The following is a 23,898-nucleotide window of genomic DNA, read 5'->3' as shown; positions in this document are numbered from 1 at the left end:
TGTGCTAACACTTTATATTTTTGGGAGATCACTATTACTGAGCAATGATATAAGTTAGATAATCAAAATCTAAAGTAAATAAATCGTCGGAATTTTCATTATATTATCAAATTCAAGTTATTCAATTGGAAGATTACGAAAATCTCTCGTTGCTAAAAAATGGTATTACTTTTTTATATTATAATTTTAAAGAAAATATTACGTATGAATAACTTGTATTTCTCAATTTTTTTATATGATGCCACCTTATTTCATTTAGGTAACTAAACTTAATAATTTGTAATGTAACTGAGAAAATTAGTTAATATTGAATATATTTGAAAGAATAAACTAAAAACCACAAGAAAAGAACGTGAGTAAAGATAATAATAAAGGAACACCTGCAGGTTTTATTTTTCAATTTGAAATTGCTTTATTAGAATTATCTAAACTAAGTATTACTGATTCTATTTCATTAGAAAAAGTTGATGATGTAGCAAAAGAAGATAAAAATGGAATTTATAACTGCACAATTCAAGCAAAGCACAGCATAAAAACATCAACAACCAATTTTGGGAATACATCTACTGACTTATGGAAAACACTTAACATTTGGATCAGAAAGTTAGTTGATAAAATTGTTAATCCTGATAATAAATTCATTGCAATTACTAATAAAAGCATCCCTAAAGATTCTATTTTAAAAGAAAAAAATTTTAATGACTTTTTTAATAAAATAATTAAAATCCTAAATCAACAAAAAATTGACTACAATGCAAAAACTAAAGCCGAACAAAATAGAGGAGTTAGTATAAAAGCAACAATTGACCGTATTGAATTTGCAATAAAATATAAACCAGAGTTAGAGGTCATTTTTAACAATTTTGAAATAAAAGAAAATTTGGATGTAAAAGAGGAATTTCTTAATAATATTTTTGTCTCTACAAAAGATCCAAGTGTCAAAGACAGGATTTATGATGAATTTCTTGGCTGGATACAAGTCATAAGCAAGAATAATTGGAAAAATAAAAAAGAAGCGATTTTTTCCAAAAAAGATTTTGATTTAAAGTATGATCTTATTAGAGAAAATCCAACAATAATTAATTCATTATTTCGCCATAAGAAAGAAATTTTTGCAGATAATATTGATTTTAACAATAGGGATGAAATTTACATAAAACAAATTGATGGTTTTGATAGGTTTGAAAAAGAAGAAATAATAAAGAATGCAATATTGGATTTTGTTTATTGTGATATAGAGATTACAAGATTAATAATTAATAAAGATTGCAGTTCTTTAACCAGAATAGATTATGAAGAATTTGAAGAAAATTGCGAAGAATCTTGGAAAAGAATTAAAAGAAAACATATTCTTAAACCAGATTTAAATCAATATACAGATGATGAATTAAATGAAATCGGATGTAAAATCTATGATGAAATAATTTCTGACCTAAGATTGAAGTTTCTCGATAATTGGGAGTTTAATGATTCTATTAAATACATTCAAAATGGTACTTTCCTGAAATTATCTAATACACTCAAAATTGGTTGGCATCCAAAATGGGAAGAAAAATATAAAAAATGAGTAAAAACCTGAATCTTTTTGAAATTTTGCAAAATCCTGCAATTGGAGTAATTGCAATTCATAGTTTTATTATTGGTTATAATAATGTAGCAAAACATAAAGATGGAAAAGAAAATTATCCTCCTTTAAATCAACTGTTTTATATATTGCCTATCATTTATGATATAAGTGCTATGAAATCTATAAAAAATGAACTATATACAACATTAACTGAAAATAAGAATTTGACATTAGAACTTGAAGAGAGAGCAAGAAAGATGTCTGGACAAACTTTTGAAAGTTTAAATTTAGGTTTCAGTAAATTAATATTTAAACTAAATAGAAAAAATTTTACTGTAGAGATTGAAAAAGAATATGAAAAAAATATTTTAGATATGATGAAAATTGGAGTAGAATCATTAAGAAATATTCAAACTTATTCTAAAAGATTGGGAAATATATTCGCAAAAAAAGATGAAAAAAGGCTACAAATTGATTTGAAAATCAGATTTTAATACTACAAATGAATTTAAAAATAAAAAATATAGCACTTTATCCTATAAATAGAAAATTAAACCCCAAATTTATTTCTTTTGATGGTGATAAAATAAATATTATAACAGGATTAAGTAAAAGAGGGAAATCTTCTATAATTGATATTATTGATTATTGTTTAGGTAGCAGTGATTGTAGTATCCCAACTGGATATATTAGAAATTTTGTAGATGTTTTTGCATTGAAAATAAGCATAAATGAGAATGATTATTTTATTGGAAGAGATTGCCCAAAAGATTCTGCACAAAGTTCAAATAACATGTATTTCATAGACATCTCAAAAAAAGGTGAATATCCAGAACTTAATACAAATAAATGGTTAGGAAATAAAGATGAATATAAAGAGAATAGAGATAGTATAAAATCTATTCTTGATGCGTTTGCAAAATTTAAAAATATTCAAGTATTAAAAGATAACAAAGAAAAAGAAAGTGGATTTACAGTTGGGTTTAGAGATACTACCGCATTTCAATTTCAATCACAAAGCATAATTGCTAACAATACTACTATTTTTTATAATACTGATGAATTTCAGTATGTAGACAGATTAAAGATACTTTTTCCTTTAGCTCTGGGTTATAAATCTTATGAAATGCTTTTACTTGATGATGAAATTAAAGATTTAGAAAGTGAAGTTTATAAGCTAAACTCTAAAATAGAAATTGCGAAAGAAAAATATGAATATAACAAGACTAATCTATATGAATATTATAGTGAGGGAATTAAACTTGGATTAACCAACAGTGATATTAATCTGGAATCATCTAATGTTGAAGCAATAAAATCAGAATTACAAAACATCTTAAAAAATGTTAAAAAAAATACTTTTTTTATTGAAGGAAATAGTATTCGATTTTCTGAAAAATTAGAAGAATTTGAAAAACAACGATTGGAATTGAATAGAACACTCCAAACAAAAAGAATGGAGTTTAATAAAATTCTAAAATTTGAAACTGCACAAAATGATTATTTAAATATTGTTCATGTTGAAATTAAAGATAAATTAAAACCAATAGAATGGTTTTTAAATAGAAATGGTACAGATATTTGTCCATTTTGTGATTCAAAATCCGATAAGGCATTGATTCAATTACAAAGATTAAAAGAAGTTAATACAAATAATCAAAAATTATTGGGAATTAAAAATAATCATAATCTAACATTTGAAAATGAAAAAAAAAATTTAAAAAAAGATATTCAAAAACAAGAAATAGAAATAAAAGAATTTGATAAAAATATTGACATTTTACTTAATGAAACAAAAGACAATCAATTTACTTATCAAAAAATTTATGAATATATTGGTAAAATCAAACTACTTTTAGACAGTTTAGTTTCACCCGACAATAAACTAATCCTAGAACTAGAAGCTAAACAACAAATATTAAATTCAAAACGAATTACCTTAAATAATTTAAATAAAAAATTCGACAAAGATTTTGTTCTTTCTAAAGTAACAAAATCAATAAAAACTTATATTGATTTATTACCCATCGAAAACAAAGAACATTGTAATGTATTATTAGATCCAACAAAATATATTGGCATTAAAATAAAAGATGATTTCAACAAGTCTATAACTTTTTTGAATAAAATAGGAAGTGGATCTAATTATATGTGTTATCACTTAGCTACAATGTTAGGATTGCATGAATATTTTTATAAACTCAAAGAAGAAGGAAAAATTAATTATGTTCCATCATTTATAGTTTTCGACCAACCTAGCCAAGTTTATTATCCAGATATTGACTACACTGAAAAATTGCAAAAGAAAAGCAAATCAGAAATTAGAAATAAAGGAATCAGAAGATATTGAAAATACTCGAAAAATTTTTGAAGTTTGTTCTACATTTATGGATAGAACTAATAATGAAATCCAAATTATAATTTTAGAACATGCTCCAAAAGAAACATGGACTAATATTAAACATATTCAATATAAAGAATGGAGAGGGACAGAAAAAGATGGAGTTTTTAGTGAGGATTATAATGCCCTGCTTCCTAAAGAGTGGTTCCTAATTTGAAATGGTTTTATGACGATTTAATTTACATCAATTAGAAAAAATAATTCAAATTTGTAATATCGTATTTTATTATTGGCATCTTCCATAAGAAAAAGGAATTAAAGTTCAATTACTACAAATCTTTAAGCATATCTGGTCTGTTTATGAATCGTATTTGTGATTGCTTTGATATTTTATTTCGGATGTATAGAAATCTCTTAGGTTTCGGTGTCCTTTTAAAAATGCCATTTAAATTTAGGTAGCGGCTATTTCCAGAAAAACCACGTCTCTTTCACTGAATAAAGATGATATTAAGATTCCTTTAAAAAGCAAAAAAAGGAATCCTGAATTAAATATTTTTTACAGGCACAATATATTAAAAGAAGCTGTCCCAAAAGGTAAACTAATGCTCTGAGAATCTCCTAAACGACAAAATTTGTCAGACAGGAGTCCGAGACAGGAGGTACTTTTGAGACAGCTTCTTATATTTGCTAATTAGTACCACTTTCTTTTTTCCATCTTTTCGGCGATTTCTTTTGCGCTTTTATTTATTTCAGTGATAGATTTCTTTTTACCTTCTTTAATCCAATCAAGAAGTTCTGTTCTAGAGAAATGCAGACGATTCCCCTTTTTATAAAACGGCAGCTCTCGGTGACAAACTTTGGTGTACAATGTAGGCAATGACAATTTTAATAATCTGCATGCTTCTTTTGCCCCAATGTAATCATCTTCTGCTGGGATTTTGTATCCGTTTTCAAGTAATAGCGTTTCGATTCTGTCAAGCTTTACTTCAAGTTTAGCGATAACGGATGGCAGTTGTTCAAATGTGTAGTTTTTCATAATTTTTTTTACAAGGTTATTATTAAACAATTAGAAATTGATATGATGGCTTCCAATGTCCTGAATATGCGTAAGAATGAACTATAGCGATGGCTGATCAGAATTTAAATTTGGAACGGCTGTTGTGTTAATAACTGTCTCGCTGATGTTGAAATAACTGAGTTTTATTCTTTCAGAAGCCTCTTTTTTAAGGCTGTCAACAATTTTTGCGTAAATTTCTGTTGTCTTGATACTTTTATGACCCAATAGTTTGGATACAGTATAAATGGATGTTCCGGCTGCGATCTGAAGAGTAGCAAAAGTGTGTCTGAAGCCATGAAATGTGAAATGTTTTTCAATATCAGCATTAAGTAGCCATTTCTTTAACGAAGCAACTGTATGATCGTATCTAAGCCCATCAAATACACGATTTTCAGGATCTCCAGATTGTCCTATTAATTCAATAGTCTGGTCTGAAATCGGATAGTATTCTGCACTTTCGGTCTTCTCCTGATTATATAGAATATAATAATTTCCGGGAGAACCTTGTATCTCTTTCCATAATAATGTTTCTACATCTGAATACCTAAATCCTGTCATAGCGGAAAAAAGGCCTGCCTTTTTTACTATTTCATTATCACAATGAGCAATGGCCATTCTTTCTAACTCTTCCAAAAACAGAAACGGACGATGAGTTTCCTGAGGTTTAATATTTGATATAATAGAACTGAGATCTGTCGGCAAATATTTTTTTTTAAATGCGGCCTCAAGAGCAAGTTTAAATCTACTAAAGTAGGCTGCAGCTGTATTTTTTTTAATTTTTTTCTTAGCACGGCCAATGGCTGGTGATGAAAGCAAGAAATCGGCATATTCTTCCGCTAATGTTTCAGTTAGCTCTGTGCAAGGAATTTTTTCACCAACAAAGGCTTTAAAATATCTGACAGCCATTATCCAGTTATAACACCCTTTTCTTTTTGAGGCCTCTTCTTCAAAAATATCAATAAAATTCAACTTCATTTTTGCCTCAGAAATAAAATCAAACCGACGGTTCTGGAGATCAATTTGTCTCTGGGCCCTGACATATTCTGCCAGTGCTAACGTTTCCGTATTAAAATCTTTTTCTATTTCATTTTTTGGACGTTGGTAGATGAAAAGCTTTAAATAATGCTTTCGCTGCATTATACCGGTTGTGGGATTATATATAGGAGGATAAATATCTAAATATAGAGATTGTCTTCCTTTCGAAATTGTTTTTTTTCTTAGCGTAACTGGCATAGTATTATTTTTTTTTTATTATACTGATATTTTTTAATACTGGGGTAATGTGGCTGGACAATGGAAGTGTTTGTCCCATAAGTTATCATTAATGGTTTGTAATTAGTCTATCCGCAATAGCTATTTGACCTGATTTTATTCAGAATCGGATCAATATCTATTTTAGGAATATATATGAATCTGCCATTTTTGAATTTTGGAATATGATGTCGTTTGATGAGATTTTTTAAGCTTGTTTCTGAAATATTGAACTGCTTTTGTATCTGACCAATTGTATAGCAATCTTTCAGTGGGATTTTTTCCACAACCGTTCGCTCAAATATAAAGGGTTGCTCCGGTTTTTCAAGCATTTCAAATAATGCGTCGATATCTTTTTTTAAAATGCGTGTTTTTCTGATAGAAAGATTGGCTGAAGGTAACATTCCATTTTTTAACATATTGTAGACAGTCCTGCGATCACATTTCAAAAGTACAGAAGCTTCTTTAACTGTTAAATACTCGAGTGTTTCAAACCCCAAACATGAATCTGGATTTTGTTTAGGTGTGAATTTTTTTTCTGGAATGTGTTGTTCGGTTTTGCTTTGCTGAATCTTCAGCTCCCTAGCATTTGCTTTGTAAGCTCTTTGGTTACACTTGTGACTACAGTATTTGGTGACTGTAGTTTTGGCAATAAATTCAAGTCTGCAGTGCTGGCAGATTTTCCTGATTTTGATAGTTGAACTCATAATATTTTAATTGTGGGAGTTCAGACGTGCTTAAGGTGCAATAGAGTACATTAAGTAGCAATAAGATACAATAAGGTACATTAAGCGAAGTTATTTCTCCCTGGTTTTAAAAAATAAAATATTATCAGTTTGAGGGACAAATAGGGGACAAAAAATAAAAAAACAAACCAACTTCCGAATAACCAGTACAAAAAATAAATTTTGTAAATATTTGGTTGTCAGAAAGTTGATTTGTTTTGGATTATTCTATTTATCGTATTTATTTCCCGATACAAAACTTAGAAAAAATATTCCCCAGTACCTCATCATTCGTAACCTCTCCGGAAATTTCACCAAGATGTTCTAAGGCATTTCTAAGCTCATAAGCAAGCAATTCTGTAGAAATCTGGAAAACAATGGCTTCTTTTACTTTGTGAACAGCATCCAAAGACTTGCGCAGTGCTTCAAAGTGACGTTGATTGGTGATCACAACGTTATTTTCTTCAGATTTTAAATGTTCAACATACGATGAAAGCTCATTTTTCAGATCCTGGATATTTTGATTTTCAACGGCTGATATTTTAATGAAATCAAATTCGTGAGAGATAGCGTTTCTGAAGATATTTTCTACCGTTTCGTATTTGGTAGGAATCACTTCATCAATTTTTGTTGCGCAGATGATCAGTTTCAGATCTTCTCTCAGCAGTGAGTGAATCATTTCAATATCCTCCGAAAAATCTTCAGTGGCAGCATCGGCCAGATAAACAAGGATATTGGCATTTTCTACCTTTTCTTTTGCTTTTTTTACTCCAATCGCTTCAATTTCATCCACCGTTTCGCGAAGTCCTGCCGTGTCAATCAGTCGGAAGGCGTGGCCTTTAATATGAAGGATTTCCTCAATGGTATCTCTGGTCGTTCCGGCAATATTGCTTACAATCGCTCTTTCTTCCTTCAAAAGAGAGTTCAGCAGCGTAGACTTCCCGGCATTTGGTTTTCCGATGATCGCAACGGCTGTCCCGTTTTTAATGGCATTTCCGTATTGGAAACTTTCAATAAGAGAATTTAATTTTAATTCAATTTTATCTAATAATCCGTTCAGAGCCGTTCGGTCTGCAAATTCTACATCTTCTTCAGCAAAATCCAGCTCCAACTCGATCAGGGAAACAAAATTCAGAAGATCCGTTCTTAACAGGGAGATTTCATTCGTAATTCCTCCTTTCAATTGATTGATGGCTACCTTTCTGGAAGCTTCATTTTCAGAGGCAATCACATCAGCAATTGCTTCTGCCTGGGAAAGGTCAATTCTTCCGTTGATAAAGGCACGGAGGGTAAATTCTCCTGCTTTTGCCATTCTCGCTCCATTTTTGATCAGCGTTTCAAGAATACGTTTTCCGATATGCGGCGAGCCGTGAAAAGCAATCTCCACAGAATTTTCAGTGGTGAAACTTTTCGGTGCCAGAAAGATAGAAAGCATTACTTCATCAATGGCTTCCTCCTCATCCATAAAATAACCGTAATGAATGGTATGGGATTTTTGTTTTTCCAGATTTTTCCCCGGAAAACTTTTCTGAACTACAGATAAAGCTTCATTTCCAGAAACCCGGATGATGCCTAAAGCACCTATTCCATTGGCAGTAGCCAGTGCACATATCGTATCGTTATTCATGCTGCAAATTTACGTTTTTTAATGTGAATTTTCGCTGGGGTCTGTTATTCAGATTATCTATTGTTGTATTCAGATTAAGGATGCTGTAAACAAAAATGAAGAATTCTTTTATTAAACATGAGCTAATTAGACCAGAAAAAGAATATTTAACCTTTAAAATCGTCTCCGAATTGTTAACCGTTTTTAAGATCGTTGTGTGTTGTAGCGTAGTATTTTATTAACGCTTTACTAAGATTATTAAATAATGATTCTGGTGAAGTTTTATCAGATATTAAAAAATTAAACACCCGTTTGGTATGTTAATTGTTTCTTAGTGCGTCGATGATGTTGAAAATTTAAATATTTTCCAATTAAACAATAATAATCTGTTAAAATATTATAAATGTACATGAATAAATTATTTTTTTTAAAAATTAATAAAAAAATCATTTTTTTAATGATGCTTGTTTTCAGCACGATAGCCTACGCTCAGTGTATTCCTTACACAGGGCAGGCGATGACGAGTGGAAATACCTATTGTCTTAATGGCAGTCTCAGTATAAGTACGAATATCGGTATCCCGAGTGGGGCAACTCTTATCATTCAATCCGGGCAGCTTCAGTCTAACAGTATTCAGGTGGATGGAGTGCTGGAAATTGGTAACGGAGCCAGTGTTAAGTCTACCGGGACCGTAAAAGTAGGAACTTTCGGATCTCAGAAAAATTCAAAAATTAAACTGGGAACCAAATCATTTTTATCATTGGTGGGATCAGTTATTCAGGAAGACCCTTCTTTTGGCGGATTTTACCCGGGAACAACTTCTGTTATTGAAATGGGAACAAGCAGTGTGGTAGAGATTTGCGGCACATTTACCCAGCAGTCTACAACGTATCCTTCTGTTGAATATATTGGAATTCCTACCGGAAAAGCTTACTGTATTGCAAAGGCAGACGTAAGTGGAGGTGGAGGAGCTTCCATTATCAGTGATGACAGCCAGATTGTAACCATTGCTATGGGATCTGTTACAGGATTAGGGATGGGAAATTCAAGCTTCTGTGGTCCCAATGCTACAAAGGCGATGTGTCCTTCTCTCTGGCCTGAAGGATTGTCCGAGGATAAGTCAAGTTGCGGAAATGCTCCTGTCATTATTGATGAGATCGATGGATTTTGTACAAAACCAGGAATTTCAGGTACGCCCGATGGTTTCACCAAATTCGGAATTACAGTACAGGAGAAAAACAATGCCTGGCCGGAAAATATACCTAATGGATTTTTAGCGATGGAATCAAAAAGCAAAGGTTTTGTTATGACGAGAGTTCAGCATGTAAGCCAGACTCCACAACCTGGTGATGCCATTGCCGATCCGAAAGAAGGAATGCTTTTATATGATATCCAGGACAAATGTGTAAAGCTTTACAACGGTACGGAATGGAAATGTGTACAAAGAAGCTGTAATGATTAATCTAACCGATAAGAATATGAAAAATATAAGAAATATAAGTATAGCCGCTGCCCTGATTATTTTTAATTCATCTTTTGCTCAGGTAGCTATAGGGAAACAGACGGTAGATGGAAACAGTAGTGTATTGGATTTTGATAACATTTCCGGAAATACAAAAGGCTTGATTCTTCCTGCAACGTCCGGACTTCCAACAGGGAGTTTGGTGAACGGAACATTGATTTTTGATCTCACAGATAATAAAGTAAAAGTCTACGAAAATGACACCTGGAAATCTTTGTCAGATGCCGGTAATTCAAGTGCGGTTATAGCTAATAATTCTGCAGAATCAGGGAAAGGAGTTATTATGGGAGAAGCATCAAGTACTGCTGATGGTGTATTGGTCCTTGAATCTCAGGATAAAGCAATGATTCTTCCAAAAGTAGCGGCACCGCATCTTAATGTAAAAAATCCCTATCCGGGTATGATCTGTTACGATACAACCAGCAAAACACTGGCTATATTTGACGGGTCAGTCTGGAATTACTGGAAATAATTAAAATAATAAAAAGAGGTTGTCTCAAAAGCTAAATTATTGGCTTTTGCCATTCTGACGTAGGAAGAATCTTATTTCTGAACTGCGTTTGCAGGCATTGAGTCTGTATTCAGGGTGACAGTTTTGGGACAACCTCTTTTTTTATTTTGTCTTAAACAATCTGAGCGCTTTCCTTGATGCTGTTCATCACAAAAATACTCTTGGTCTGTCCAATTCCTTCAATCTCTGATAATTTATTCACAAAAAACTCATGGAATTCATCCATATTGGGAGCAAGGATCTTCAGCATGAAATCAAAATCTCCACTGATGTTGTAAAATTCCACAACTTCCTTCAGTTTACTAACTTCCTCAATAAATTTTCCTGCAGTCTTTTTATTGTGAACGCTCAATGCAATCATACAGATCACCATCATTCCCTTATTGACCTTTTTACGGTCTACAACAGCGGTGTATTCTCTAATAATTCCCTGTTTTTCCATACGCTTGATGCGTTCATGCGTAGGGGTGGGACTTAAATTGATTCTTGCTGAAATATCACGGACACTCATCTTGGCATCTTTCTGAAGAAGGCGCAGGATGGATAAGTCTTTTTCATCGGGAGTATAATTTTCAGTTGCCATTTTGTTCTGTTTTAACAGGGTTTTTCTGATGTATCAGGTATTTTGTTCTTTTTAATGTTTAAAAAACTCAACATTGTTCCAAATTTATGATAAAATTTTCAAATACGTTCTGTTAATTTTAATTTTGCAGGAAATTTGAAATATGGATACAAGGAAGAATGTAATATTAATTTTAGCATCGGTGGGAACATTTGTGGAGGCTTTGGATATTGCCATTATTAATTTAACAATTCCTTCTATTCAGCAGCAGTTTCAGATCGGAGCAGAGACTGTTCAGTGGCTGCAGACCCTATATGTATTGTTCTTTGGAGGATTTCTGATCATTGGCGGAAAACTTTCAGATCAGATCGGAAGAAAAAAAATGTTCTTACTCGGAGCACTGATTTTTATGCTCACATCATTAGGGGCGGGATTGTCTCAAAACTTTGAAGTGCTGGCCATTTTCCGTGCTTTACAGGGATTGGGAGCTGCATTGGTGATGCCTTCTGCATTATCCATTGTGACCAATACATTCAGAGAAGAGCAGGAGAGAAACCATGCGATCGGAATTTTCAGTTCATTCGCTGCTATCGGTTCAGGAAGTGGCCTTTCCGTTGGAGGAATTATCAGTACTTACCTGAGCTGGCACTGGGTTTTCCTGATTAATGTACCTATTCTTCTGATAACACTTGTGCTCTCTTATTACTATCTGCCTGCAGATGAGAAAAATGAAGCTGCACAGAAAACAGATGTAATTTCCGGAATATTAATGGTACTTGGGCTTTTAAGTCTTACTTATGGTACCCATGAATTAGTTTATATTAAAGAACAGCCGTTCATGGTCATCGGCTCTTTGATTCTGGCAGTATTGCTGCTGGTGATGGTGTATAAACGATTGAAATCTGTAGCTGAACCTTTGGTTGACCTGCAGTTATTCAAACACCAATCTTTAGTGATTTCCAATGCAGTATTTTTTACATTGGGTGCATTTTTTATAGGATTTTTATTCCTGATTTCATTGATGCTTCAGAAAGATATGGGGTATAGTGCAGCTTCTGCAGGATTAATGCTTGTTCCGTTCAGTATTATCTCTGCTTTAACGGCTAAATTTATTCTGCCGCATGTATCAAAACGTCTGAGTTCATCTCAAATGGGAATCTTAGGATGGTTGTTTATGCTGATGGGTGGATTGTCACTGTTGATTTCCGTTTTTACCGGACATCCGCTAGCTGTAGTTTTATTAGGAGCGGCATGTATTTCAGGAGTAGGAATGACATTCTGTTTTACCGCACTTTCAGTAATGGGAATCCAGGATGTTGAACCTTCCAATTACGGATTGGCATCAAGTTTGAGCTCTACAAGTTACTTTTTGGGGGCCGGGATTGGATTGTCGTTCATGACTTTAATGAGCCGGATTTTTCCTTCAGATTTTTCAGTAGGAAGTCTGAATCTGATTATCCTGATTGGTTATGCTCTTTTGGCGCTCGGAATGTTGTTTTATTTTATATTGAAAAGCTTAAAAGTGAAGCAGGCAAAAGTAGCCGTTTCATAGCAGGCAGCCTAAAAATACACAAACTATATGAGGAAGAATCGGTACTTAGGTGTCGGTTCTTTTTTTGTCTTTCCGGCTCACTTCATTACCTTTGTTCTTTTACGATACATCATGAAAATACAGGTCATCAGCGATCTTCACCGGGAATTTGGGAGTACGGAATTATGTTTTGATCATTCTGATATTGTTGTTTTGGCAGGTGACGTCAATTTGGGAACCAAAGGAATTGAATGGATTAAAAATGCAATTCCTGATAAACCTGTAATTTATGTTCTGGGTAATCATGAATACTATAAAGGTTCCTATCCAAAGACCCTTAACAAGATTAAAGAAGCAGCACTGGATTCCAATGTATTTGTACTTGAAAATTCATTTGCAGATATTGACGGTATTCGTTTTCATGGTGCCACTTTATGGACGGACTTTTCCATCTTTGGGAATCCGGTTCAGTACGGAATGCTTTGTCAGTCTAAAATGAATGACTATAAAATGATCAGGAGAGATCCTACCTATTCCAGAATGAGAACATTGGACACCTTCAAAATCCATCAGTTTTCAAAACAATGGCTGAAGGAAAGTCTTGAGGATTCAAAAGGGCTTAAAAATATTGTCATTACCCATCATGCGCCCAGTCTCCAATCTGTTCCGGAGCATTATAAAGAAGATCCGTTAACAGCAGCCTATGCTTCTGACCTGGAAGATTTAATTACGGAACATCAGCCATTGTATTGGATTCACGGGCATATTCATACTCCGTGCAGATATAAAATCGGAGAAACAGAGATCATCTGTAATCCTCATGGCTATATTGATGAAAAATACAACGGATACGATAAGGAATTACTGATTGTTGTTTAGAAAACAATCAGAAGTAAAATTAGATTATTTGCCTTCTTGGCTCTTTTTCCTTTTTCAATTATCTTCGTGCTTAATTTTCTTTCCAATGTCTAAAAAATCCCAGCCAAAATCTGATTTTGTTTCGCAGCTAGCTTTTGATGAGGTGTTGCAACAGGTAGAATTTGATCTTAGAATCAAGGAATTTGTGGTGATGGAAATTGATAAGGCGAATTATATCATAAAACCAAATATCCCTTACCGTTCAGATTACTTCTGCATTTTTATGATACAGAAAGGCGGGGTTACATTCAGGCTGGATGACAAGAGCTACGAAGTCTCAAAAGGGGATATTGTCTTTTGCCCGATGTTAGAAACCTTTTGGCTGGATGAAATCACTGAAGACTATGACGCTAAATATATTTTCTTTTCATTGAATTTTATTTCTGATGCAGGTTTTAATTATAAGTCTAATAATGTTCTGAAGAGCCTTTCATCAGATCCTACTCATATCATCAGGAATGAATCGGAGGTATACAGAAAACTGAATTTCCATCTCGATGAGCTTAAGGTGTTGAATGATAAGGAAAAAGATAATTATTATTTTAATGAAATGATCTGGCATCATTTTTCGCTGGTCATCTATGAAATTGATAATTACTTCAAGAAAACGGAAAAACCTCATCAGGTAACCAATAGGGAAGATGAGTTAACGACCAGTTTTTTTACGCTGGTTCAGCATCATTTCAAAGAAGAGCATAACGTGCAGTTCTATGCCGATAAGCTTTTTATCAGTCGTAAATACCTTACAAAAGTCATTAATAAAACGGTTTTCAAATCCCCAAGAGATATTATTCATCAGGTTTTAGCGGTAGAAGCCAGATTGCTGCTGAGAAATCCTAACCTGAATATCGCGGAAGTTGCCTCTCAATTAAAATTTTCAGATCAGGCGTCTTTCAGTAAGTTTTTCAAAAAACATGTGGGCAGGTCTCCTTTGGAATACAGGAAAGATGATTTGTATTGATAATGAGTGGTTTATGATTTTAAGACGTCTTTTTACCAAATTTAAACTATAATTTCGATTAAAAATAATAAATAGTATCATTTATGTTGTCTATGAATGATATTTCTCATGTTTTTTAAAATAAGGAGTCTTTTTGACAAAACAAGAGGTTTTTTGAATAATCCTATTGAATTTTTTTCGTTCGATTTTTGTCCGGAAAATTTAAAAGGACTATTGTTATGCAAAGATTTTTTATTCAAAAATCAACTCTACTTTTCCTCGCACTGATCATTTTGGCAGGGTGTAGGAAAGATAATCAAAACCAAGGCTATCAGCAGCAGGCACCGGAATTACCTGTGGCAAAAGTGACCCAGGGAGACGCCTCTGTTTCCAGAGAATATGCAGCATCTGTAGAGGGTGTTTCCAATGTGGAAATCAGACCTCAGGTAACAGGATATTTAAGCAAAATTTATGTAGATGAAGGAGACTTTGTAAGAGCAGGGCAGCCATTATTCAAAATTGAAGATCAGGTTTTCCGCGAGCAGCTGAAAAGTGCTCAGGCAGCTTTGATCACTGCTCAGGCCAACCTTTCAACTTCTAAAATTGATTTAGACAGAAAAAAAGAACTGTTCAGAAACAAAATGGTTTCAGAAATTCAGGTGAAAGAAGCTGAAGCGGCTTACAATGGAGCAAGAGGAGCCGTAAGCCAATCTGCATCCACTATTGAATCAGCTAAAATCAATATGAATTTCTCTACCATCAAAGCTCCGGTAAGCGGATTTATCGGGAGATTCAATTATCGTTTGGGAAGTTTGATGACACCAGGGAATCAGGAACCGATTACTTTATTGTCAGACATTCATCAGGTATACACCTATTTCAGTTTGAGTGAAAATGATTTTAATAATTTCCAAAAGCAGTATGTAGGAAACAGTATAGATGAAGTGATCAAAAATACTCCGGCTGTATCATTACTTCTTTCCGGTGGTGGGCAATATGCTGAAAAAGGAAAGATTGATGCTGTAGAAGGACAGTTTAATAAAACAACCGGATCTATTACATTAAGAGCAAAATTCAATAATCCCAATAATCTTTTAAGAAGCGGAAATACCGGCAAAATTGTATTGGATCAGTTCTACAGCAATGTTGTTTTACTTCCTATTGCTTCTACCAGAACTATTCAGGATAAAGTGTTTGTGTTCACCATTCAGGGCGGGAAAGCAGCAATGCTTCCTATTGAAGTGAATGGAAAGGCCGGCGATAACTTCATTGTTGCCAAAGGACTTAAGGCGGGAGATGAATATATCACCAGCGGTTTCGACCGATTACAGCCTGGAACCCCTGTCGTGGCACAAAAGAAAAATGCTCAACAGAAAAAATCGTAAGAAGAAATCATGTTAAAGAAAATTATAAAAAGACCCGTACTGGCAACGGTTATTTCCGTATTGCTTGTTATACTGGGGATTGTCGGGATGGTAAGCCTTCCGATTACTAAATTTCCGGACATTGCACCGCCTACCGTTATGGTAACGGCTGCTTATCCGGGAGCCAATGCTGAAACAATCGCCAGGTCGGTAGCACCACCGTTAGAAAATGCCATTAATGGAGTGGAAAATATGGACTATATTACTTCTACAGCGAGTAATGACGGAACATTAAGCATTACTGTTATTTTTAAACTGGGAACAGATCCTGATCAGGCGGCGATTAATGTGCAGAACAGGGTAGCTCAGGTGACCAACCAGCTTCCTGCAGAAGTAATTCAGGCGGGAATCACAACGGTGAAAAGACAGAACAGTATGATTGCGATGGTTTCCCTGACCAGTAAGGATGGAAAAATGGATGACCTTTTCCTTGAAAATTATGCAAAAATCAACATTGTTCCGGAACTGAAAAGGGTAAAAGGAGTAGGAGATGCAATGGTGTATGGAAATAAAGATTACTCTATGCGTATCTGGCTTGACCCGAATAAACTGACTTCATACAACCTTACCCCATCCGATGTTTCCCGTGCCATTCAGACTCAAAACCTGGAAGCCGCACCCGGAAGATTAGGAGAGAGAAGTAAGGAAGTAATGGAATATGTTCTTCGGTACAAAGGCAAATTTACGGAGCCTGAGCAATATGAAAATATCACCATCAAAGCATTGAACGATGGTTCTGTTTTAAAACTAAAAGATATTGCCAAAGTAGAATTCGGAGCGTACAGTTATACGGTTTCTTCCAATTATAATAAAAAAGCGTCCGTAACGATGGCGATTTTCCAGATGGCAGGTTCCAATGCGAATGAAGTGCAGATCGCTCTTCAGGAGAGAATGAAAGAACTGGAAAAATCTTTCCCGGAAGGAATGGATTATGAAATTCCATACGCAACAAAAGAAGCGTTGGATCAATCCATAGAACAGGTAATTCATACATTGATAGAAGCATTTATCCTGGTATTTATTGTAGTGTATATCTTCCTTCAGGATTTCCGTTCTACCCTGATTCCGGCTATTGCAGTTCCGGTATCTATTGTAGGAACGTTCTTCTTTATGAAGGTTTTCGGGTTTTCCATTAATATTCTTACGTTGTTTGCCCTGGTATTGGCGATTGGTATTGTAGTGGACGACGCTATTGTAGTGGTGGAAGCGGTTCATGCCAAGATGGAACATAAAAAGCTGAATCCGAGAGCTGCCACGATGTCGGCCATGAGTGAAATAACAGGAGCGATTGTTTCTATTACCCTGATCATGTCTGCCGTATTTGTTCCGGTGGCCTTTATGAGTGGTTCCACAGGATTATTTTACCAGCAGTTTGCCTTGACATTAGCGATTGCAATTGTGATTTCAGCAATCAATGCATTGACACTAAGCCCGGCGCTGTGTGCTTTATTCTTAAAACAACACCATCCGGGAACGCATGAAAAAATGAATTTCAAAGACCGTTTCTTTGCAGGATTCAATGCGAGCTTCAATAAGCTGACATTCCGATATGGAAAAGCTGTACTCTTCCTTTTAAAAAGAAAATGGATCGCGTTGGTTATCATTGTGGCCTTCGGAGGATTGTTTGCATGGATGTCTATGACAACCCCTAAAGGATTTATTCCGGATGAAGACCAGAGTTTTATTATTGTAACAGCAAACCTTGCTCCGGGAGCATCAAAGGACAGAACTTCAAAAGTAGTTTCCGATACAGAAGACTTATTGATGAAAAATCCTGCTGTGGAAAAAGTGATTTCAGTGGACGGATTAAACCTGTTCAGTGGTTCCATGTCATCTTCTGCAGCTTCTATTTTTGTTAAATTAAAAAAAGGAGGTGAGAGAGGGCCTGTAAATAATATCAATGACATCATAGGGCAGACGCAGGGCATGCTTTCCCAGGATAAAAGAGCCAATTTCCTTGTGATCAATACGCCAACGGTAGATGGTTTTGGAAATACGAGTGGTATGGAGCTTGTGCTTCAGGACCGTACCAACGGAGAGCTTCAGAATTTGGGAAATATCTCCTATGGAATGATGGGTGCTTTGATGCAGAGACCGGAAGTGGCGGTAGCATTTACCACTTTCGATGTTACGTATCCACAGTTTGAAGTATTGGTAGATGAAGTGAAGTCTGCCCAGCTGGGAGTGAATGTTTCTGATGTGCTTGGAGTAATGCAGGGGTATTACGGAAGTATTCAGGCTTCGGATTTCAACAGATTTGGAAAGTATTACAGAGTTTTGGTACAGTCGACTCCGGAAACAAGGCAGGATAAAGAATCCCTGAACGGAATTTTCGTTAAAAATAATTTAGGCCAGATGGTTCCAATCAATACATTAGTAAGCCTGAAACAGGTAACAGGAGCTGAGGTGGTAGACCGTTTCAATTTATTTAACTCATCCAACTTAACGGTAATGGCCGCTCCGGGATACAGTACAGGGCAGGCTATGGCCGCGATTGAAGAAGTGAGCAAGCAGGTACTTCCTCCGGGATATACTTACGATTATAAAGGAATGAGCCGTGAAGAAGCAGGTTCAAGCTCGCAATCTGTCATGATTTTCGGATTATGTATCGTGTTTGTATTCTTCCTTTTATCTGCTCAGTATGAAAGTTATATCCTTCCGTTAGCTGTATTGATCGCTATTCCGGTAGGACTTTCAGGAGTATTTGTTGGAATTACATTCGCGGAATTATCCAATAATATTTATGTACAGATTGCTTTGGTAATGTTGATCGGATTGTTGGCGAAAAATGGTATTCTAATCGTGGAATTTGCTATTCAGAGACGCAGAGCAGGGAAAAGCCTTATTGCCTCTGCAGTGGAAGCAGCAAAAGCACGTTTACGTCCTATTTTGATGACCTCGCTGGCATTTATTACCGGATTGCTGCCTTTGATCTTTGTGGTAGGACCTTCAGCCATGGGTAACCATTCTATCGGATATGCGGCCATTTCAGGGATGCTTTTCGGAACAATCTTAGGAATTTTTGTGGTTCCGGTTCTTTTCGTGGTATTCCAGGCTTTGCATGAGAGAATCAACGGAAAGGTAGTAACGGATGCGGATTGGGAATATTAATTCAAATGATTTTAAAAATGAAAATTAAAAATATAGCATATATCGCATTCATTTCAGGGACGGCAATTTCCTGTAAAGTTCAGAAATATGAACAGCCTGAAGTAAAAATGCCCGAAACCTTCAGAAGTGACAGTATTGTTACAGGACAGGAGGGAAATATTGCTAAGATCGGTTACAAAGACTTTTTTAAAGATCCGGTTTTGGTAGGACTGATCGATAAAGCGATGGTACAGAATAATGATCTTCAGGTGGCTTTAAAGCAGATAGAATTTGCATCCCTGGCGTATACTCAGAGTAAATGGGGAAATATCCCGACGATCAGTGCTTCGGCTAATGCAAATATCAACCGTCCTTCAGACAACAGTATGAATGGAATGATGGCCGGACAGTTTATGGGAAAAAGATATATGGAAGATTATACAACTTCTCTTAGTTTTTCATGGGAAGCTGATATCTGGGGTAAGATCAAAGGCAGAAAAGAGCAGGCTTTGGCAGAATATCTTAAAACACAGGAAGCAGCAAAGGCGGTAAAAACACAAGTGGTATCTACTGTAGTGCAGGGATATTATAATCTGCTGATGCTGGATACCCAGCTGGAGATTACAAAATCCAATCTGGCGTATGCTGATAATACCCTGAAGTTTTTGATTAAACAGCAGGAACTGGGATTGACAACGGCTTTGGCAGTGCAGCAGCAGGAAATTGTAAAAGATCAGATTCTGAAATCAATTCCTGCGATTGAAAGCTCTGTGACAACTCAGGAAAATGCTTTGAGTCTGCTGACGGGTTCCATGCCCGGGAAAATTGAAAGAAGTGCAAGCCTGAACAATGTACAGTCTCCGGATCATATTGCAGCGGGAGTTCCTTCAGAATTATTAAGCTACAGACCAGATATTAAAACGGCTGAGCTTGAAGTAAGAAAGAGCGCTGCAGCGATTCATGTTGCTAAAATGAGTATGTATCCGTCACTGAATATTACAGCACAGGGTGGTGTAAATGCTTTCCAGATCAGTAAATGGTTCAGTGTTCCGGGCTCTCTTTTCGGAATGGTGGCAGGAGCTGTAGCACAGCCTATCTTGAATGGGAAACAGTTGAAAACGCAGTATGAACAGTCTAAAGTAGTCGCTGATCAGGCAGAACTCAACTTTAAACAGTCTGTTTTAAAAGCGGTAGCCGAAGTTTCTGATGCACTGGTGCAAATTCAAAAACTGGAAGAGCAGCAGAAAATTGCAGAAGGGCTGGCCGTGAAATCCGGTGAAGCAGTGAAAAAAGCTGATATGTTATTTAAATATAATTCAGCAACTTATGTAGAGGTGATCATTGCCCAATCGAATAAACTTAAGGCAGAACTGGAACTGGCTTCTCTGAAAACCCAGAGACTGAATGCTATAACAGCACTTTACCGCTCAGTAGGAGGCGGGTGGCAATAAAGTAAAATTGAATCTGCTTCGTCTGTAATGATGAAGCAGGTTTTTAATCCATTATCATTATGAAGACAAATATACAAGAGGGGATCATTTTAATTCCGGATTTCAGCGGATTTACCGAATTTGTGTTCAATACAAAATTGTATACAGGCGAGTATATTGTAAGACAGTTATTGTCTACACTCATTGATGTGAACGATCAGTATTTTGAAATTTCCGAGATTGAGGGAGATGCCATTTTATTTTACCGTTATGATGAAAATCCTTCTTACCAGAGCATTTCAAAAATGCTGTGGAAGATGAGAAGCGCTTTCAACAGAAAGATAGAGGAGCTGAGTAAGAGCTTAAGCACTACCATTGATCTGGCGCTCAAGTTTATTGTTCATTATGGATCTTTTTCACAATACAATATTGGAAACTTCAGAAAATTATATGGGAAAACTATTGTGGAGGCCCATCAGCTTTTGAAAAACGGATTGGCAGAACAGCCTTCTTATGCTCTTTTCAGTAATTCTTTCCTGGAAAACAGCAAAAACAAAGAGTCTGATTTTAATAAAGATCCGCGTCGCCTGCCTGAAGTAGGTGTTATCCATTATTTTGAAAATTTAAACTAGCATATATTTTTTAATATTATTCCTTGTAGATTTGCTATTGCTAGCGGCCCGGGTGAGATCCGGGCTTTTTTGTTTGTGAGAGTTTGGGAAAGTTAGTGAATGAACAACTTATTTTCATAACGAAGACTCTCATATCAATAATAAATTGTAAAGTTTTTTAATAAAATTTAAATTACAGATAAAATGCATTTTTAAGAATATTTATTACGGAAGTGATTTATATTGTATTGTTTTATTGAAAATTTTTCACTTTTTTTCAATTTATGCTTCTGTTTTTAGTTTATATCTTATTGGAAATTAAGGATTTATTTTATTTTTTTTACTTTTTGATGTAACAAACTTGTGAAGATAATGGTCTTATAGAAAAAACTATAATTTCACATGAAAGTAATCTTATTTCCAATAGCACTACTAGCAGGTTCATTTGCAATGGCTCAGCAGGCCACGGCCCCGGCAGCAAAAGATACCGTAAAAGGAAATACAAAAGAAATAGAAGCGGTTACCCTGGTTGCCAGAAAACCGACCGTAGAATCTAAAGTAGACAGAACTGTATTTAATGTAGCGAATAGTGCAATTCTGGCAGGAAATACAACATGGGATGTTCTTAGAATGACTCCTCTGGTAAGCATAGATAATAATGATGATGTAAAAGCCGAAGGGCAGATGGTCACCGTATACATCAATGATAGAAAATCAGTTTTTACAGGGAAGGAATTAAAGGAATATCTTAAGACAATTCCTGCCGATAACCTGATGAAAATTGAAGTGATTACCAGCCCTTCATCAAGATATGAAACTTCAGGATCCGTGATTAATATTGTCCTGAAAAAAAGAGATGACGAAGGATTGAAAGGAAGTATATCTTTCAACAACAGACAAAGCACAAAAAATTCACAATACACGAATTTTAACCTGAACTATCATAAGAAAAAGTTTACCCAAACCTTTATTGGAAGTTATAATAACGGAACTTATGTGCAGAAGAATCAGACATGGGATAACCGGTATGCTGGTAATAAACTGACTCAGTTCAATCTGGAAAACGTAATGAGAAATGAAAGTCCGTCCCTTTCTTCCACTTCAGAGTTTGAAATCAATGATAAAAATAATTTCGGGCTCGTTCTGGAATATTCTCAAAACAGGAATTTACTTTCAGCAGAATCTAACGGGATGACTACGAAAGATGGAGATCCGGGTGAATCTTTCCTTCAGACCCAAAATAACTGGGGATTCAGCCGTAATTTAGGGACTAATGCATTCTATAAATACTATGATAAAGAAAAGAACAGGATTTTAGATATTAATTTAGGAACCAATTATTCCAGTAATGACAATGATAATTTGATTGACAAGCAAATCAATCAGCAGGGTGCAATTACCAATCAGCAGCTGGGATCAATAAGTTCCAACCAGATGCGTAATTATTATTTAAAAGTAGATTATACCCATCCTTTTGGTAAGACAGGCGGTACCATGGAAGTAGGAGGAAAAACCGAATTGAACAATCACGTTATTCCTAACAGTCTCTATGGATTAAGTATTGATAATGGCACACCGGAATATGCTAATCTTTCCAAGAATGACAGATTTCATTATGAAGATCATCTGAGCTCTTTATATGCCAATTACAGCAAAACATTTTTTGAAAAACTGGAAACAAGAGTCGGAATCAGATATGAATATATTGATTATAAAGTAAGACAGGATGTGGCAGGTACAGAGAGAAGAGATTCTTACGGAACTTTTCTTCCCAACCTATTGCTGAAATATAATTTTTCAGAGAAATTTGATTTGAGTCTTACCTATAACCGAAGCATCTGGAGACCGTGGTATTCTGAGTTTAATCCTTTTGTGACGCCTGAAATTAATGGAACATATTCCAGAGGGAACCTTTATCTGAATCCCAACCCGAATGACCGTCTTTATCTGAAATTCGGAATTCTGAAAAAGTATTTTATTTCTGCAAGATATATGCATACCAATCAGGATTACTGGACGACTTATGTAACGGAAAACGGCAGAACAGTTTCGTTGCCGGGCAATTTTGATGGGAAAGTTGAAAAATATTACCTTTTTGCCAATACCAATCAGAATTTCCTGAAAAATAAACTGAACGTAAACGCCGGATTTGGATGGTACTATATTAATAATAAAGATTTTAATGAAAAAAATAATTTAGGTGCCAAAGACTATATCAGTTATTGGGGAGCTTCTGCGAATGTTTCTTATACGAATCTGTTCAATAAAAATATTAACCTGAGTGCGTGGGTAGAGCTTGCCAATCAGAACAACGGAAATTCATACGCGAACAATACCAATGTTTTCCACAATATTTCAGTTACTAAAATATTCCCGAAAACCCAGATGGAGCTGAGTATGCAACTGATGAATATTTTTAAAAGACCTTATGGTGATAATACAACTTATAGTCCGGACGGAACTTTCAGAGAGTATTCAAAATGGGATTGGTACGGAGTTTCTCTTACGTTTGTGAAGCGTTTCGGAAATCAGAAGGTAAAAGAAAATACAAAAACCGATGTTGAGAAAAACGGCGGCGGCGGAAAATAATTCAAGATTTATCAGATAAAAATAAAGGCAGGTTTCAATTTGGAGCCTGCATTTATTTTGGATTGGAAGAGGGAAGCTGGAAGAGGGAAGTAGTGAGGTCTATTCTTGAGATTGTCTAAAAAAAAACAGGGAAATCTATGGGATCTATGGGAAACAATTCAAACAAATTTTTGAACCATTAAGAAAATATTAAGTTGTTAAGATTATTAAGAGCATGTCTAAA

At 35.1% G+C, this 23,898-nt stretch carries 19 protein-coding genes; 14 read left to right on the top strand and 5 right to left on the bottom strand.

Features of this window, described 5'->3' with window-relative positions:
* Nucleotides 1-352: 352 nt before the first annotated feature.
* The 4 genes from FN817_RS13455 to FN817_RS23595 are packed head-to-tail and all read left to right on the top strand — an operon-like array spanning nucleotide 353 to nucleotide 4,125.
* The gene (locus FN817_RS13455; RefSeq protein ID WP_142718396.1) at nucleotides 353-1,567 is read left to right on the top strand and encodes an ABC-three component system protein; all 1,215 of its coding nucleotides are present in this window, start codon (nucleotides 353-355) and stop codon (nucleotides 1,565-1,567) included.
* The gene (locus FN817_RS13450) at nucleotides 1,564-2,061 is read left to right on the top strand and encodes a three component ABC system middle component (protein ID WP_142718395.1); all 498 of its coding nucleotides are present in this window, start codon (nucleotides 1,564-1,566) and stop codon (nucleotides 2,059-2,061) included. Before FN817_RS13455 ends, FN817_RS13450 begins: the two co-directional genes overlap by 4 nt.
* 8 nt (nucleotides 2,062-2,069) lie before the next feature.
* Nucleotides 2,070-3,917 (top strand): DUF3732 domain-containing protein, encoded by a 1,848-nt coding sequence (locus FN817_RS23485; RefSeq protein WP_142718394.1) that lies wholly within the window; start codon nucleotides 2,070-2,072, stop codon nucleotides 3,915-3,917.
* 37 nt (nucleotides 3,918-3,954) lie between these two features.
* On the top strand, nucleotides 3,955-4,125 hold the full coding sequence (locus FN817_RS23595; protein WP_394345038.1) for a hypothetical protein: 171 nt from the start codon (nucleotides 3,955-3,957) through the stop codon (nucleotides 4,123-4,125).
* Nucleotides 4,126-4,599: 474 nt separating this feature from the next.
* On the opposite strand, the gene FN817_RS13435 is transcribed toward FN817_RS23595, so the two are convergent.
* The 4 genes from FN817_RS13435 to mnmE form a co-directional block, all read right to left on the bottom strand.
* Nucleotides 4,600-4,944: a helix-turn-helix domain-containing protein gene (locus tag FN817_RS13435; RefSeq protein WP_142718392.1), complete on the bottom strand. Its 345-nt coding sequence runs from the start codon at nucleotides 4,942-4,944 to the stop codon at nucleotides 4,600-4,602.
* A gap of 81 nt (nucleotides 4,945-5,025) precedes the next feature.
* Nucleotides 5,026-6,198, bottom strand: a complete 1,173-nt coding sequence (locus tag FN817_RS13430; protein WP_142718391.1) for a site-specific integrase — start codon at nucleotides 6,196-6,198, stop codon at nucleotides 5,026-5,028.
* 107 nt (nucleotides 6,199-6,305) lie between these two features.
* Nucleotides 6,306-6,923, bottom strand: a complete 618-nt coding sequence (locus tag FN817_RS13425; RefSeq protein WP_142718390.1) for a helix-turn-helix domain-containing protein — start codon at nucleotides 6,921-6,923, stop codon at nucleotides 6,306-6,308.
* Between the two features lie 259 nt (nucleotides 6,924-7,182).
* Nucleotides 7,183-8,568: a tRNA uridine-5-carboxymethylaminomethyl(34) synthesis GTPase MnmE gene (mnmE, locus tag FN817_RS13420; RefSeq protein ID WP_142718389.1), complete on the bottom strand. Its 1,386-nt coding sequence runs from the start codon at nucleotides 8,566-8,568 to the stop codon at nucleotides 7,183-7,185.
* A 436-nt stretch (nucleotides 8,569-9,004) separates the two neighbouring features.
* Here mnmE and FN817_RS13415 point away from each other — a divergent pair, with 436 nt between their 5' ends.
* Nucleotides 9,005-10,009 carry a hypothetical protein gene (locus tag FN817_RS13415; RefSeq protein WP_142718388.1) on the top strand — a complete coding sequence of 335 codons (1,005 nt, stop codon included), beginning with the start codon at nucleotides 9,005-9,007 and terminating at the stop codon, nucleotides 10,007-10,009.
* 16 nt (nucleotides 10,010-10,025) lie between these two features.
* On the top strand, nucleotides 10,026-10,541 hold the full coding sequence (locus FN817_RS13410) for a hypothetical protein (RefSeq protein ID WP_228451557.1): 516 nt from the start codon (nucleotides 10,026-10,028) through the stop codon (nucleotides 10,539-10,541).
* A 151-nt stretch (nucleotides 10,542-10,692) separates the two neighbouring features.
* Here FN817_RS13410 and FN817_RS13405 read toward each other — a convergent pair whose 3' ends face one another.
* The gene (locus FN817_RS13405) at nucleotides 10,693-11,163 is read right to left on the bottom strand and encodes an Lrp/AsnC family transcriptional regulator (protein WP_142718386.1); all 471 of its coding nucleotides are present in this window, start codon (nucleotides 11,161-11,163) and stop codon (nucleotides 10,693-10,695) included.
* A 142-nt stretch (nucleotides 11,164-11,305) separates the two neighbouring features.
* On the opposite strand from FN817_RS13405, the gene FN817_RS13400 reads away from it, so the two are divergent.
* The 8 genes from FN817_RS13400 (at nucleotide 11,306) to FN817_RS13365 (ending at nucleotide 23,675) form a co-directional block, all read left to right on the top strand.
* Nucleotides 11,306-12,694: an MFS transporter gene (locus tag FN817_RS13400; RefSeq protein ID WP_142718385.1), complete on the top strand. Its 1,389-nt coding sequence runs from the start codon at nucleotides 11,306-11,308 to the stop codon at nucleotides 12,692-12,694.
* Nucleotides 12,695-12,805: 111 nt separating this feature from the next.
* The gene (locus FN817_RS13395) at nucleotides 12,806-13,552 is read left to right on the top strand and encodes a metallophosphoesterase (RefSeq protein WP_142718384.1); all 747 of its coding nucleotides are present in this window, start codon (nucleotides 12,806-12,808) and stop codon (nucleotides 13,550-13,552) included.
* A gap of 85 nt (nucleotides 13,553-13,637) precedes the next feature.
* A complete protein-coding gene (locus FN817_RS13390; protein ID WP_142718383.1) occupies nucleotides 13,638-14,552 on the top strand; it encodes a helix-turn-helix domain-containing protein in 915 nt (304 codons plus the stop codon).
* Between the two features lie 218 nt (nucleotides 14,553-14,770).
* Entirely contained in the window at nucleotides 14,771-15,916 is a 1,146-nt protein-coding gene (locus FN817_RS13385) for an efflux RND transporter periplasmic adaptor subunit (protein WP_142718382.1), read from the top strand.
* A gap of 9 nt (nucleotides 15,917-15,925) precedes the next feature.
* Nucleotides 15,926-19,066, top strand: a complete 3,141-nt coding sequence (locus FN817_RS13380; protein WP_142718381.1) for an efflux RND transporter permease subunit — start codon at nucleotides 15,926-15,928, stop codon at nucleotides 19,064-19,066.
* 17 nt (nucleotides 19,067-19,083) lie between these two features.
* The gene (locus FN817_RS13375) at nucleotides 19,084-20,496 is read left to right on the top strand and encodes an efflux transporter outer membrane subunit (protein WP_228451556.1); all 1,413 of its coding nucleotides are present in this window, start codon (nucleotides 19,084-19,086) and stop codon (nucleotides 20,494-20,496) included.
* Between the two features lie 59 nt (nucleotides 20,497-20,555).
* Nucleotides 20,556-21,107, top strand: coding sequence for a DUF2652 domain-containing protein (locus FN817_RS13370; RefSeq protein WP_047388034.1), 552 nt, complete (start codon nucleotides 20,556-20,558; stop codon nucleotides 21,105-21,107).
* Nucleotides 21,108-21,488: 381 nt separating this feature from the next.
* Nucleotides 21,489-23,675, top strand: coding sequence for a TonB-dependent receptor domain-containing protein (locus FN817_RS13365; RefSeq protein WP_142718379.1), 2,187 nt, complete (start codon nucleotides 21,489-21,491; stop codon nucleotides 23,673-23,675).
* The last annotated feature ends 223 nt before the right edge of the window (nucleotides 23,676-23,898 follow it).

The sequence above is a fragment of the Chryseobacterium rhizoplanae genome, from assembly GCF_900182655.1.
Lineage (GTDB): Bacteria > Bacteroidota > Bacteroidia > Flavobacteriales > Weeksellaceae > Chryseobacterium > Chryseobacterium rhizoplanae.
This window is presented reverse-complemented; position numbering and strand designations above follow the sequence as displayed.

Coding starts and splice junctions, on each gene's coding strand:
- FN817_RS13385 (WP_142718382.1), top strand. CDS start 14,771: ATGCAAAGATTTTTTATTCAAAAATCAACTCTACTTTTCCTCGCACTG.
- FN817_RS13405 (WP_142718386.1), bottom strand. CDS start 11,163: ATGGCAACTGAAAATTATACTCCCGATGAAAAAGACTTATCCATCCTG.
- FN817_RS13410 (WP_228451557.1), top strand. CDS start 10,026: ATGAAAAATATAAGAAATATAAGTATAGCCGCTGCCCTGATTATTTTT.
- FN817_RS13425 (WP_142718390.1), bottom strand. CDS start 6,923: ATGAGTTCAACTATCAAAATCAGGAAAATCTGCCAGCACTGCAGACTT.
- FN817_RS13365 (WP_142718379.1), top strand. CDS start 21,489: ATGAAAGTAATCTTATTTCCAATAGCACTACTAGCAGGTTCATTTGCA.
- FN817_RS13450 (WP_142718395.1), top strand. CDS start 1,564: ATGAGTAAAAACCTGAATCTTTTTGAAATTTTGCAAAATCCTGCAATT.
- mnmE (WP_142718389.1), bottom strand. CDS start 8,568: ATGAATAACGATACGATATGTGCACTGGCTACTGCCAATGGAATAGGT.
- FN817_RS13390 (WP_142718383.1), top strand. CDS start 13,638: ATGTCTAAAAAATCCCAGCCAAAATCTGATTTTGTTTCGCAGCTAGCT.
- FN817_RS13400 (WP_142718385.1), top strand. CDS start 11,306: ATGGATACAAGGAAGAATGTAATATTAATTTTAGCATCGGTGGGAACA.
- FN817_RS13430 (WP_142718391.1), bottom strand. CDS start 6,198: ATGCCAGTTACGCTAAGAAAAAAAACAATTTCGAAAGGAAGACAATCT.
- FN817_RS23485 (WP_142718394.1), top strand. CDS start 2,070: ATGAATTTAAAAATAAAAAATATAGCACTTTATCCTATAAATAGAAAA.
- FN817_RS13435 (WP_142718392.1), bottom strand. CDS start 4,944: ATGAAAAACTACACATTTGAACAACTGCCATCCGTTATCGCTAAACTT.
- FN817_RS23595 (WP_394345038.1), top strand. CDS start 3,955: ATGGATAGAACTAATAATGAAATCCAAATTATAATTTTAGAACATGCT.
- FN817_RS13415 (WP_142718388.1), top strand. CDS start 9,005: ATGATGCTTGTTTTCAGCACGATAGCCTACGCTCAGTGTATTCCTTAC.
- FN817_RS13375 (WP_228451556.1), top strand. CDS start 19,084: ATGAAAATTAAAAATATAGCATATATCGCATTCATTTCAGGGACGGCA.
- FN817_RS13395 (WP_142718384.1), top strand. CDS start 12,806: ATGAAAATACAGGTCATCAGCGATCTTCACCGGGAATTTGGGAGTACG.
- FN817_RS13370 (WP_047388034.1), top strand. CDS start 20,556: ATGAAGACAAATATACAAGAGGGGATCATTTTAATTCCGGATTTCAGC.
- FN817_RS13380 (WP_142718381.1), top strand. CDS start 15,926: ATGTTAAAGAAAATTATAAAAAGACCCGTACTGGCAACGGTTATTTCC.